Annotated in this window: 11 protein-coding genes, 1 tRNA gene and 1 pseudogene; 11 read left to right on the top strand and 2 right to left on the bottom strand. The window is 39.2% G+C overall.

The window, feature by feature from the left end:
• Positions 1-29 precede the first annotated feature (29 nt).
• A tRNA-Arg gene (locus AT575_RS07295) sits at positions 30-103 on the top strand.
• A 309-nt stretch (positions 104-412) separates the two neighbouring features.
• Here AT575_RS07295 and AT575_RS07290 read toward each other — a convergent pair.
• The gene (locus AT575_RS07290; protein WP_102777782.1) at positions 413-1,759 is read right to left on the bottom strand and encodes an aspartate kinase; all 1,347 of its coding nucleotides are present in this window, start codon (positions 1,757-1,759) and stop codon (positions 413-415) included.
• 159 nt (positions 1,760-1,918) lie between these two features.
• Between AT575_RS07290 and truA the strand changes: the two genes are divergently transcribed.
• From truA to AT575_RS07270, 4 genes are read left to right on the top strand one after another with little or no spacing between them, the layout of a single operon-like run.
• On the top strand, positions 1,919-2,668 hold the full coding sequence (truA, locus tag AT575_RS07285; protein WP_102777781.1) for a tRNA pseudouridine(38-40) synthase TruA: 750 nt from the start codon (positions 1,919-1,921) through the stop codon (positions 2,666-2,668).
• Positions 2,658-3,422, top strand: coding sequence for a bifunctional hydroxymethylpyrimidine kinase/phosphomethylpyrimidine kinase (locus AT575_RS07280; protein WP_102777780.1), 765 nt, complete (start codon positions 2,658-2,660; stop codon positions 3,420-3,422). Before truA ends, AT575_RS07280 begins: the two co-directional genes overlap by 11 nt.
• Positions 3,412-3,882 (top strand): ECF transporter S component, encoded by a 471-nt coding sequence (locus AT575_RS07275; RefSeq protein WP_102777779.1) that lies wholly within the window; start codon positions 3,412-3,414, stop codon positions 3,880-3,882. Before AT575_RS07280 ends, AT575_RS07275 begins: the two co-directional genes overlap by 11 nt.
• 17 nt (positions 3,883-3,899) lie before the next feature.
• A complete protein-coding gene (locus AT575_RS07270) occupies positions 3,900-4,463 on the top strand; it encodes a TIGR01440 family protein (RefSeq protein WP_102777784.1) in 564 nt (187 codons plus the stop codon).
• 47 nt (positions 4,464-4,510) lie between these two features.
• Here AT575_RS07270 and AT575_RS07265 read toward each other — a convergent pair whose 3' ends face one another.
• Entirely contained in the window at positions 4,511-5,353 is an 843-nt protein-coding gene (locus AT575_RS07265) for a mechanosensitive ion channel family protein (RefSeq protein WP_102777778.1), read from the bottom strand.
• Positions 5,354-5,530: 177 nt separating this feature from the next.
• Here AT575_RS07265 and tig point away from each other — a divergent pair, with 177 nt between their 5' ends.
• The 6 genes and pseudogenes from tig to AT575_RS07235 all read left to right on the top strand — a co-directional run bounded on the left by tig (position 5,531) and on the right by AT575_RS07235 (position 12,646).
• Positions 5,531-6,814, top strand: coding sequence for a trigger factor (gene tig, locus AT575_RS07260; RefSeq protein WP_102777777.1), 1,284 nt, complete (start codon positions 5,531-5,533; stop codon positions 6,812-6,814).
• A gap of 78 nt (positions 6,815-6,892) precedes the next feature.
• Complete coding sequence (locus AT575_RS07255) at positions 6,893-7,570, top strand: HAD family hydrolase (protein ID WP_102777776.1); 678 nt, start codon at positions 6,893-6,895, stop codon at positions 7,568-7,570.
• A 72-nt stretch (positions 7,571-7,642) separates the two neighbouring features.
• A complete protein-coding gene (gene rpoE, locus AT575_RS07250; protein ID WP_102777775.1) occupies positions 7,643-8,209 on the top strand; it encodes a DNA-directed RNA polymerase subunit delta in 567 nt (188 codons plus the stop codon).
• Positions 8,210-8,480: 271 nt separating this feature from the next.
• Complete coding sequence (locus AT575_RS07245) at positions 8,481-10,085, top strand: CTP synthase (RefSeq protein ID WP_102777774.1); 1,605 nt, start codon at positions 8,481-8,483, stop codon at positions 10,083-10,085.
• Between the two features lie 74 nt (positions 10,086-10,159).
• Positions 10,160-11,918: pseudogene (locus AT575_RS07240) on the top strand (LytS/YhcK type 5TM receptor domain-containing protein).
• Entirely contained in the window at positions 11,915-12,646 is a 732-nt protein-coding gene (locus tag AT575_RS07235; RefSeq protein ID WP_102777773.1) for a LytR/AlgR family response regulator transcription factor, read from the top strand. The pseudogene AT575_RS07240 and the gene AT575_RS07235 overlap by 4 nt, the downstream one beginning before the upstream one ends.
• Positions 12,647-12,736 lie beyond the last annotated feature (90 nt).

Here is a 12,736-nt window from a genome sequence, read left to right as displayed (position 1 = left end):
GGTGTATACTGATTTTAGAAATATAAAGAGCACCCTTAGCTCAACTGGATAGAGTACCTGACTACGAATCAGGCGGTTAGAGGTTCGACTCCTCTAGGGTGCATCTTAATTCATAGAACATGACATCAATGTCATGTTCTTTTTTTGCCTTGCTTGTAGGTATAGAAAAGTTTGGATTAGAGATAACAAGTATTTTTTTCTATTATTCTACGAATGATAGATTCCAAGAATTCAATTAATTCAATTTAGGAACTTTTGATATGTGATTTCAAGTATTCTTACTAATACTCTATGGATATGAGATATCTACTAATCTTCCAATGAGATAAGTTGATAAATTGTTTACATGAGCTTTGTGCAGAAAGTGAAAAGAGGCTAGCTGGATTTATCCAACTAGTCTCTTAGTTTTTTCTTAAAAAAATGTTTGATAGAGTGATTTAATGGCTTTTTTCTCATTTTTTGAGTCGACTACAAACATAACGGAATCTTCACTTGCTCCTTGGGAAATCATGGCAATGTTGATTTTGTTTTCGGATAGGGCTTTTGTTGCTTGGGCTGTTACACCAACATGACTTTTCATTTTTTCCCCAACGATCATAATGATTGAGAGGTTTTTGGTTACAGATACTTCATCTACTTCTAATACATGAGTAAGATAGGTTAAGATTTCTTTTTCTTTAATAGCAGTCATTTCACGTTCTCTAATGACGATTGATAAGTCATCGATTCCAGTAGGCATGTGCTCCCATCGAATATTCAGATCTTCTAGGATTTGTAATACTTTTCGTCCAAATCCAACCTCTCTATTCATTAGATATTTTGACATGTTAATACTAATAAATTTGTCATCACCAGAGATGCCAACAACTGGACTTTCATTAGAGCTACGCTCAAGTAAAATTTTTGTTCCTGGATGACTAGGGTTATTAGTATTTTTGATGACAAGAGGAACTTTTCCACGATAGGCTGGTATTAGGGCCTCGTCGTGTAATACTGTAAATCCAGCATAAGCTAATTCTCGCATCTCTTTATAGGTTAACTCTTGGATTGATTTTGGGTTTTTTATGATTCCAGGGTGGGCAGAAAATATACCGTCAACATCAGTGAAGTTTTCATATAAGTCAGCACTTGTTGCGGCAGCTATTAATGATCCAGTAATATCAGAACCACCACGAGAGAAGGTACAAATATTATTGTCTTCTGTTATTCCAAAAAAACCTGGAATGACTAAGACGCCTTCATATTCTTTTAATTTTTCCATTTTGGTATAGCTTGATGGTAGAATACGAGCGTTTTGTGGTTCATTTGAGACAATTAAACCTGCTTGACCTGGATTGATATATCTTGCTTTTAAGCCATTTTGTCGGAAATATTCGGCAACAAGCTTGGCGTTGTTATTTTCTCCAGCTGCTAAGAAAGTATCATAGAGGTAAGGATTGTTTTCTTGCGGCAAACTAGCAAGGCTTATGATATCCTTTGTGATGGTATCCATTATTTTTGAATCAATCTTCAATGAATCGCATATGGTCTGATAGCGTTTGATTATCCATTCTTGTGTTTCTGTAAAGTCTGATTCTGTTACATATGCGTCATGATAGGCAATTAAAGCATCAGTGACCTTAGTGTCTTCTGGGTTTTCCTTGCCCGGTGCAGAGACAACGACAAATTTTCGGTCTTTGTCTGATTTTATAATATCTAAAACTTTCTTTAGTTGTTCAGCACTGGCTAATGAACTACCTCCAAATTTGGTAACTTTCATTTAGGTATCCCCTTTGTTTTGAATATTAGCAACAATTATATCAGAATTGCTTGCTTTTGTCAGTAGGCATTTTGTGGTGATTCACGGTCTAACAAACTGTATGGGGACAGATGAGTTAGAAAGATGATTCTTCAGCTTAAAAAGTGGTAGAATAGGTACATGATTAGATATAAAGCGATTATTTCTTATGATGGTAGTCAGTTTTCTGGTTTTCAAAGACAAACCAAAGCCCGTACCGTTCAGGAAGAATTTGAAAAAACCTTAAGTCGATTAAATAATGGGAAAATGATAACTATTCAGGGAGCTGGCCGGACTGATGCTGGTGTTCATGCTTACGGACAGGTTATTCATTTTGATTTGGAGCAAGAACGTGACATAGAGAAGCTCCGTTTTGCCTTGGATACGCAAACGCCTGATGATATTGATGTGATTAGCGTTGAGGCTGTCGATGAGACCTTTCATGCTCGCTATAATAAACATCTTAAGACCTATGAATTTTTAGTTGACATTGGTCGACCAAAGAATCCGATGATGCGTAATTATGCGACCCATTATCCATACCCCTTAGAGATTCCGCTGATTGAGGAAGCCATTAAGGACTTGGTTGGGACACATGATTTCACAGGCTTTACGGCTGCTGGAACAACTATTGAAAACAAGGTTCGGACTCTTTACCAGGCAAAAGTATCTTATGATGAAGAGAGACAATTCTTAGTTTTCACTTTTACGGGGAATGGATTCCTCTATAAACAGGTCCGTAACATGGTTGGCACACTATTGAAGATTGGTAACCAGAGAATGCCGGTTGAGCAGGTCAGAATTATCTTGGAAGCTAAAGACCGCCAACTAGCAGGTCCGACAGCTGCCGGTAATGGCCTTTATTTGAAGGAGATTATATATGAAGACTAATTATATTTTGGCCATCTCCGGCAATGATATTTATAGTGGGGGCGGTCTTTACGCAGATTTAGCCACCTTTCATCAGCACAAGTTGCATGGTTTTTTGGCTGTCACGTGTTTGACGGCAGTGACAGAAAATGGCTTTGAAGTTTTCGCGACCGATCAAAATATCTTTAAAGCTCAGCTTGATAGTTTAAAAGATATTCCTTTTGCGGGCATTAAGTTAGGCTTACTTCCTAATCTTGAAGTGGCAGAAGAGGCTTTAGCCTTTGTCAGAGCTCGTTCTGACATTCCTATTCTTCTGGACCCAGTCTTGGTTTGTAAGGAAAAGCATGATTTAGAGGTCTCGGCCCTCAGGGATGAATTGCTTAAATTTTTCCCCTATGCGACTGTCATTACGCCCAACTTGGTAGAAGCTGAGCTATTGTCCCAAATGGAGATTAAGACTAAGGCGGACATGAAAACAGCGGCTGTTATCCTGCATGACTTGGGGGCTAAAACGGTGGTTATCAAGGGGGGAAATCGCCTTAGCCAGGACCAGGCAGTTGATCTTTTCTACGATGGACAGGAGTTTCAGTTTTTGACCTCGCCGATTTTGACGCGCAATAATATTGGGGCGGGTTGCACTTTCGCTTCATGTATTGCCTCGTCTCTGGTTGAGGGTAGGTCGGCTTTTGAGGCTGTTAAAGAGGCTAAAGCTTTTGTTTTTAAAGCTATTGAACATGCCGATGATTATGGAGTAAAACAAAATTATGACAAATAAAAAATTACAAACAATGACACTTTTGTCCATTTTGACGGCTTTGACCATCATTTTAGGTAAGTTCGTTTCAATTGGCACACCAACGGGTTTCCTTACTTTGTTGGACGCAGGCATCTACTTCACTGCCTTTTATTTGGGCAAGAAGGAAGGGATGATTGTCGGTGGGCTTTCGGGCTTCCTGATTGATTTACTATCGGGCTACCCTAACTGGATGTTCTTTAGTTTAATCGCCCACGGCAGTCAAGGCTATTTTGCCGGTTTAAGAGGTAAAAGTCGCTATTTGGGCCTCCTCTTGTCTTCCCTTTTGATGGTCGGCATTTATTTCCTAGCGACTATCCCCATGTACGGATTTGGGGCGGCTGTCGCGGGTATAATGGGCAATGTTGGTCAAAACTTCTTAGGAATGATTGTGGGTTACTTGACCTATCTCAGCCTTGCTAAGGTAATCAATAAAGACTAGAAAGTAGGTTTTTGATGATTGATTTAAAAGTTTTAGAAGATGAAACGCGCTTGATTATTCAGGATGTCTTAGAACGCAGTAACATTAAAGCTGGACAAGTTTTTGTTCTTGGCCTTTCTTCAAGTGAGGTCCAGGGTGGTTTGATTGGTAAAGAATCCAGTCTTGAGATTGGTGAGGTTGTGGTCAAAACGATTTTAGATGAGGTTTCTGCTCGGGGTGTTCACTTGGCTGTTCAAGGTTGTGAACATCTCAATCGAGCACTAGTGCTTGAAGAAGAGGTGGCAGAAGCTAAGGGCTATGAGATTGTCAATGTTTTGCCAAGTCTGCATGCTGGTGGCAGTGGGCAATTGGCTGCTTTTAAATTTATGAAACAGCCTGTGGAGGTTGAAGAAGTTGTTGCTCATGCGGGTCTTGACATTGGCGACACCTTTATTGGCATGCATGTTAAACGTGTTCAAGTCCCGCTGATTCCTGTCAAGCGGGAGTTAGGGGCTGCTCATGTGACGGCTCTTGCCAGTCGGCCTAAATTGATTGGCGGGGCTCGGGCTTTGTACGCCACTGATTCTATCCGGAAAAATTAAATGGACTCAAAAAGAGGTGGACAAAATTGACCACCTCTTTTTGAGTTTTATTTTAGTGTGTTTTGTAGTGTATTGCTGGTTGGTAGGGCGATGCCTTCTTTCAAAAGGGCCTCTTGGTACTTTTGATAGAAGGTATGGTAAATAGTGTATTGCTGGCCATTTTCCGTAAAAATAGCAACTTTGAAGGAGAATTGTCCGTTTGGTGTGACTTGTGGTCCTAGGATGGTTGGTTTATCAATGATTTGAGGGTAGTTGGCAAGTTCTTTCTGGTTTACGGCAGTGATAATTTCCGTCACTTGTTCCAGGTTGGTTGTGGAATAAAGTGGGATTTCGATGAGGGCCCGCATGTTGCCACGCGATTTATTGCTGACGACGGTGATGTTGCGATTGGGGATGAAATGAAGGGTGCCATCAAAGTCACGAACTTGGGTTGTCCGAATACCGACACTTGAAATATTACCATCAATACTTGCTATATTAACGGTATCACCGACTTCAAATTGATTTTCAAAGAGGATGAAGAAACCATTAACAACGTCGGATAGAAAACCTTGTGCGCCAAGACCAATAGCTACTCCGGCAATTCCTGCTCCAGCTAAGAGGCTAGAGACGGGGATGTTAAGCAGACTGAGCACCCAGTATAGGAGGAGAAAGTAGAGCATGTAATTGATCAGATTGTGGATTAATTTAGTCAGGGTATTTTTACGTGCTTGACTTTGCCTTGAAAGGCTTAGGGATTTAAAAATCGCTTTTTCCAAAAAGGTGTTGGCAACCCTTTTAATCAGGGCAAAAAAGATAAGTAATAAGACTAGGGATAGGCATTTGGAAACTAAGTTAAATAAGAGTTCTTCCAAATGAAGATGGTTAATATAATTTAGTAAAAAAGTCATGATAATTCCTTTCTCATGTTGCTAGTTTATCAAAATTTGACTTAATTGGAAATGGCTAGGCCTTAATTGTCTTTTTATTGAATCTTGAGCATGTTTTTCCTGCCAAAAAACTTTAAAATCGCTTTATTTTGTGGTAAAATGAACTGTATCTAAATTATTTTAAGGAGAAATGACTTAATGTCTACATCATTTGAAAACAAAGCTACTAACCGTGGCGTTATTACATTTACAATTGGTCAAGATCAAATCAAACCAGCTCTTGATCAAGCTTTCAACAAAATTAAAAAAGATTTGAATGTTCCAGGTTTCCGTAAAGGTCATATGCCTCGTCCAGTCTTCAACCAAAAATTTGGTGAAGAAGTTCTTTACGAAGATGCTTTAAATATTATTTTACCTTCAGCTTATGAAGCTGCTTTAGCTGAACTTGACCTTGAAGTTGTTGCTCAACCAAAAATTGACGTTGTTTCTATGGAAAAAGGTAAAGATTGGGAAATCGCTGCAGAAGTTGTTACTAAACCTGAAGTTAAACTTGGTGACTACAAAGACTTAACCGTAGAAGTTGAAGCATCAAAAGAAGTTACAGATGAAGAAGTAGACGAAAAAATCGAACGCGAACGTAAAAACTTAGCAGAACTTGTTGTTAAAGAAGATGCTGCTGAATTAGGCGATACTGTTGTTATCGACTTTGTTGGTTCTGTTGACGGAGTTGAATTTGACGGTGGTAAAGGTGATAACTTCTCACTTGAACTTGGTTCAGGTCAATTCATCCCAGGTTTTGAAGAGCAATTAGTTGGGACTAAAGCTGGTGAAACTAAAGACGTTAACGTTACTTTCCCTGAAGAATATCAAGCTGAAGACCTTGCTGGTAAAGACGCTAAATTCGTAACAACTGTTCACGAAGTTAAAGCTAAAGAAGTTCCAGAACTTGATGATGAATTAGCAAAAGATATTGATGAAGAAGTGGAAACTCTTGATGAATTAAAAGCTAAATACCGTAAAGAACTTGAAGCAGCTAAAGAAATTGCTTACGATGACGCCGTTGAAGGTGCAGCTATCGAATTGGCAGTTGACAACGCTGAAATCGTTGAATTACCAGAAGAAATGGTTCACGACGAAGTTCACCGCTCAATGAACGAATTCATGGGTAATATGCAACGCCAAGGTATTTCTCCAGAAATGTACTTCCAATTAACTGGAACAAGCCAAGAAGATCTTCACAAACAATACGAGGCAGAAGCTGACAAACGTGTTAAAACTAACCTTGTTATCGAAGCTATTGCTAAAGCTGAAGGTTTTGAAGCTACTGATGAAGAAATCGAAAAAGAAATCAATGATCTTGCTACAGAATACAATATGCCTGTAGACCAAGTTCGTTCACTTCTTTCAGCTGATATGTTGAAACATGATATTGCAATGAAAAAAGCAGTTGAAGTTATCACTGAAACAGCTAAAGTGAAATAAGCCTATCCTTTTAGGATAATTGACAAGAGAGTCTGAAATATTATATTTCAGACTCTTTCTTGATTTAAGGAGGATTAAATGTTAAAAGCAATTATTTTTGATATGGATGGGGTCATTGTTGACACTGAGTATTTAGATTTTCAGCTCCAGAGCGATTATATTAAGTCAATTTCCAAGACACCGGAGAACCTAACCTTGGAAGATTTTTCAGCCTTAGTTGGCCGATCAGGTAGGGATTTGTGGGATCGTATTCGTTACTTGAGTGAATCAGATATCACAGATCAAGAAATTGTTAGCAACCTACACAAAATCGATGAGCAAAAATACAATGCTCAAACTGCTCGCAAGCTTTTCCGTAAAGACATTGTGAAAATCATTAATTTTGCTAAGCAACATGATATAAAACTGGCTGTCGCATCTTCTAGCCCTAAAAAGGAAATTCTCAAAGTTCTTGATGCTTGTGGCATTTTGCAAGATTTTAATTTAATCGTTTCTGGAGAAGATTTTGTTGAAAGTAAACCCAACCCAGCTATTTACCTCCATGTCTTAGAAATTTTGGACATCGCGCCTGATCAAGCCTTAGTGATTGAAGATTCACCTTCCGGAATCGCGGCAGGAAAAGCGGCTGAAATACCAGTTTTAGCTTATCAAGAAAATAGGATGTTGGTGGATCAAAGTCAGGCTGATTTTATTTTGGAAAATATGCAAGCCATTTATGAAAAGATTGTTGAGATTAGCGGAAAAGCCACTGTTTAACCGATAAAAGCTTTGACGAATCTGTAAAATTAGCGTAAAATAGTAAGGAATGATAAAATAAGGAGAACTGCCTTGAAATTAGACATATTTGCGGGACAAGAAAAAAGTGAACTTTCAATGATTGAAGTGGCGCGTGCTATTTTAGAAGAACGAGGTCGCGACAATGAAGTGTACTTTAGTGATTTAGTTAATGATATTCAAACATTTTTAGGAAAATCAGACGCTGATATCCGTCACGCCTTACCATTTTTCTACACAGACTTAAATACAGATGGTTCATTTATTCCGCTTGGCGACAACAAATGGGGCTTACGCTCTTGGTATGCTATTGATGAAATTGATGAAGAAATCATTACCCTAGAAGATGAAGAAGACGGTGCACCAAAACGTAAGAAAAAACGTGTTAATGCCTTTATGGATGGTGATGAAGACGCAATCGACTACAGTGATGATGATCCAGAAGATGAAGACTTCACTGAAGAAACAGAAGAAATTGAATATGATGAAGAAGATCCAGAAGATGAAAAATCAGAAGTGGAATCTTATGATTCAGAATTAAATGAAATTATTCCAGAAGATGACATTGAAGAAGTTGAAATCAACGAAGAAGATGATGAAGACGAGGAAGAAGAAGAATAACCCTTCTTTGTAAAAGCTTTCATTTTCAGACATCTAAAAGGTTGAAAATTTTTGCCTAATAATATTTGACAAAGTTCTGAATATAGTTTATATTATTATTCGGGCACCTCTTTAAGAGGTCGATTAAGGCTCCCTAGCAATAGGGGGCTATTTTTGTTTTTTCTTCATCTTGGTGCTTTTGTAGCTGACCATTCTCAAAGAATGTTTCCCCCAACATGGCAAGTGGAGTGTTCAAGGTGAAAGTGAGTATTTAAAAACTTAAGGAGTTTGAATGACAAAGTACATTTTTGTAACTGGTGGCGTTGTATCATCAATTGGTAAAGGGATTGTAGCGGCAAGTTTAGGACGACTTTTGAAAAATCGTGGGTTAAAAGTAACCATTCAAAAGTTCGATCCTTATATCAATATTGATCCAGGGACAATGAGTCCATACCAACACGGAGAAGTTTATGTCACTGATGATGGTGCTGAGACTGACCTTGACCTTGGTCATTATGAACGTTTTATTGATATTAACTTAAATAAGTATTCAAACGTGACAACTGGTAAAATCTACAGCGAAGTCTTGCGTAAGGAACGTAAAGGGGAATACTTAGGGGCTACGGTTCAAGTTATTCCACATATTACCGATGCCTTAAAAGAAAAAATTAAACGCGCGGCTACAACAACGGACTCTGATGTTATTATCACTGAAGTTGGTGGTACAGTTGGGGATATTGAAAGCTTGCCGTTCTTAGAAGCCCTTCGTCAAATGAAAGCAGATGTCGGTTCTGATAATGTCATGTATATCCATACAACGCTTTTACCTTATTTAAAAGCAGCTGGTGAAATGAAAACTAAGCCAACACAACACTCTGTTAAGGAACTACGTGGTTTAGGTATCCAGCCAAATATGTTGGTTATTCGGACTGAGGAACCTGTTGAACAAAGTATTAAGAATAAGTTGGCTCAATTCTGTGACGTACAACCTGAAGCTGTTATTGAGTCAATGGATGTGGAACACTTATATCAAATTCCTTTAAACCTTCAAGCGCAAGGGATGGATCAAATTGTTTGTGACCATTTGAAATTAGATGTGCCAGAAGCAGATATGACCGAATGGACAGCCATGGTTGATAAGGTTATGAACCTTAAGAAAACAACAAAAATTGCATTGGTTGGTAAGTATGTTGAATTACCCGATGCCTATCTTTCAGTTGTTGAGGCCTTGAAACATTCAGGCTTTGAAAATGATTCAGCTATTGACTTAAATTGGGTTAATGCCAACGATCTAACTGCTGAAAATGTGGCTGACTTGCTTGGTGAAGCTGACGGGATTATTGTTCCTGGTGGCTTTGGTCAACGGGGAACGGAAGGTAAAATTCAAGCTATTCGTTATGCCCGTGAACAAGATGTGCCAATGCTTGGTATCTGTTTAGGCATGCAATTAACCTGTGTCGAATATGCTAGACACGTCCTTAATATGGAAGGGGCAAATTCAGCTGAGCTTGACCCTGCAACACCATACCCAATTATTGATATCATGCGTGATCAAATTGATATTGAAGATATGGGCGGAACACTCCGTCTAGGTCTCTACCCATGTAAATTAAAGGTCGGATCAAAAGCCGCAGCAGCCTACAACAATCAAGAAGTGGTGCAACGACGTCACCGTCACCGATATGAATTTAACAATAAGTTCCGCCCAGAATTTGAAGCAGCAGGCTTTGTTTTCTCTGGTGTTTCACCGGATAACCGTTTGATGGAAATTGTTGAACTTCCTGATAAAAAATTCTTTGTGGCTGCCCAATACCACCCTGAATTGCATAGCCGTCCAAACCATGCGGAAGAGCTTTATACAGCTTTTGTGACTGCAGCTGTTGAAAATAGTAAATGATTTTCTACATTTTTACTTGAAACTTGTAAGAGTTTTCAAAACAGTGTTATAATATAACTTACAGAGGTTAAGCTATGATAACACTATTATTACCCCTCCTGGAACGTGTGGGGCTAATTATCCTACTGGCTAATCTGTTAATGATTAGCCCTTTTTATAAGCGCATGATGTATGAGCGGGACTCCAGGCGAGCTCGCTGGGTCTTGATTTTGACCTTTTCTGCATTTGCCATTATTAGTAATTTTACAGGAGTCTTGGTTAATGCTCCATTCGATATTGGCAACGGGGGCCTTGTCAGTCTGTCTTCCCATACCTCAATCGCTAATACTCGGACTCTGACCATCGGCATGTCGGGTCTGATAGGTGGTCCCTTTGTCGGCTTTTTCGTTGGGCTGATTTCCGGAACCGTCCGTTGGCTTCAAGGAGGAAATGCACCATATACCTATTTTATTTCTTCCGTTTTGATTGGGATTTTCTCGGGTATACTTGGGCAAATGAGCTTGCGCAAAAAAAAGCTATCCACCAGTCTGGCAGGGGAGTTTATGCGGAGCATTGATGGAGATTATCCAGATGCTTTGTATTTATATTTTCTCGCCGGACAAGACACAAGCGGTAGAATTAATTCAAACCATTGCCATTCCTATGGTCTTTGTTAATGCCTTAGGCACGGGGATATTTCTATCGATCATTCTTGGTACTCTGGCTCAAGAAGAAAGTATGAAGGCCATTCAAACCCATGATGTTTTAGCACTGACCAATACGACTTTGCCTTATTTCCGTCAAGGTCTCACGCCAGCATCTGCCCACAAGGCAGCCATTGAAATCCAAAAATTTATGCGGGTTTCAGCTGTTTCAGTAACCAACCGGACCTCGATTTTAGCCCATGTTGGTGCTGCTAGTGATCATCATATTCCGGCAAAGAAAATTATCACGGATTTGTCTAAAGAAGTGATTGAGACGGGGAAAATTCATGTAGCAAGGCATAAGCATGAAATAGGTTGTCATGTGGCTAACTGTCCTTTGGAGGCGGCTATTGTGGTTCCTTTATTTGTTAAAGGAAAAGTCGCTGGTACCTTTAAGCTCTACTTTACAGATGCTGACAAATTGTCTTATGTTGAAGAAGAATTGGCTCAAGGTTTGGGTAATATTTTTTCTTCTCAATTAGAATTGGGACAAATGGCTATCGAACAAGGTCTCTTAAAAGATGCGGAAATTAAATCCTTGCAGGCGCAAGTGAATCCTCATTTCCTCTTCAACGCCATTAATACTATTTCAGCTTTGATGCGAATTGATAGAGAAAAAGCTCGTCACTTACTTTTACAGTTAGGCAATTACTTCCGTGCAAATATTAATAGCACGCGGCATAATGTGATTTCGGTTGAAGAAGAAATTAATCATTTAAATGCTTATTTATCTATTGAACAAGCCCGTTTTCCGAATCGCTTTAGTATTCATATAGCCATTCCGCAAGAACTCTATCAGGCTGCTATTCCACCTTTTATTATTCAGATATTGGTGGAAAATGCCTTGAAGCATGCTTTTACGGGTCGTAAAAAAGATAATCATGTGACCATTAGCATTAGCCAAGAAGATAAGTTATTACACCTTCAGGTTAAGGACAATGGCAAAGGGATTGCCCCTGACTTATTACCAAAATTGGGTAAGGAAGTGATTTCTTCATCAGGCGGAACAGGTTCTGCTATTGAAAACCTTAACCGTCGCTTACGTAGTCTTTTTGGGGATGCTTCACAGTTCAAAATTTCGTCAAGTGATCAAGGGGCTTGTTTTGACGTTACTATTCCCTATCACAGTATAGAAGGAGAGGCAGAATGAAAGTTGCTATTATTGATGATGAGCCCTTGGCTCGTATGGAATTAAACTACCTCTTGCAGCAAACCGAGCAAGTTGAAGAGATTTTTGAAGGGGAATCGATTGATGATGCCTTTGAATTGATTTTAGCGGAGCAGCCTGATCTCCTTTTCTTAGATATTCATTTAACGGATGAGAATGGTTTAGATTTGGCCAAACGCTTGACCAAGGTACCCCATGCGCCGCTGATTATTTTCGCGACAGCTTATGACAATCATGCTGTGGAGGCCTTTGAAGTGAATGCATTGGATTATATTCTCAAACCTTTTGAACAATCACGGATTCAAAAGGCTGTTGAGAAAGCCCAGGCTGCTTTGGAAATTCAAAACCGGGGACAAGGACAGGCTAAGACAGTTGAGAAGGCTGTTGAGCGCTTGACAGTTGAGACGGATGAACGTATTTATCTCCTACCTTTTACCGATATTCTCTATTGTGAGGTACAAGGTAAGGAGACAACGGTTTACACGAAAAAGGGAGCTTATACTAGCCACACTAGCTTGTCGGCTATTGAGAAAAACTTGACTTCCGACCGCTTTTTGAAGGTTCATCGGGCTTACATTATTAATCAAGAAGAAATCAAGGAAATTCAACCTTGGTTTAACCAAACCTATCAAGTCACTATGTCCAATAAGGGCAAGGTTCCAGTGTCTAGGTCTTATATTAAGGTCTTTAAACAGCAATTAGGACTTTAAACTGCAACTTAAGACTGGGAAAAAGCATTTCATACCAGCTTGAAAGCGTTTCACTCCAAAAAGAGCCTTTAGGGCTCTTTTTTGTCTATA

The organism is Streptococcus penaeicida (assembly GCF_002887775.1).
In the GTDB taxonomy this organism is placed as follows: Bacteria; Bacillota; Bacilli; order Lactobacillales; family Streptococcaceae; genus Streptococcus; species Streptococcus penaeicida.
Note: the sequence above shows the minus strand (reverse complement) of the source record. Positions and strands in the feature narration are given on the sequence as shown.

Coding starts and splice junctions, on each gene's coding strand:
- AT575_RS07290 (WP_102777782.1), bottom strand. CDS start 1,759: ATGAAAGTTACCAAATTTGGAGGTAGTTCATTAGCCAGTGCTGAACAA.
- truA (WP_102777781.1), top strand. CDS start 1,919: ATGATTAGATATAAAGCGATTATTTCTTATGATGGTAGTCAGTTTTCT.
- AT575_RS07280 (WP_102777780.1), top strand. CDS start 2,658: ATGAAGACTAATTATATTTTGGCCATCTCCGGCAATGATATTTATAGT.
- AT575_RS07275 (WP_102777779.1), top strand. CDS start 3,412: ATGACAAATAAAAAATTACAAACAATGACACTTTTGTCCATTTTGACG.
- AT575_RS07265 (WP_102777778.1), bottom strand. CDS start 5,353: ATGACTTTTTTACTAAATTATATTAACCATCTTCATTTGGAAGAACTC.
- tig (WP_102777777.1), top strand. CDS start 5,531: ATGTCTACATCATTTGAAAACAAAGCTACTAACCGTGGCGTTATTACA.
- AT575_RS07255 (WP_102777776.1), top strand. CDS start 6,893: ATGTTAAAAGCAATTATTTTTGATATGGATGGGGTCATTGTTGACACT.
- AT575_RS07245 (WP_102777774.1), top strand. CDS start 8,481: ATGACAAAGTACATTTTTGTAACTGGTGGCGTTGTATCATCAATTGGT.
- AT575_RS07235 (WP_102777773.1), top strand. CDS start 11,915: ATGAAAGTTGCTATTATTGATGATGAGCCCTTGGCTCGTATGGAATTA.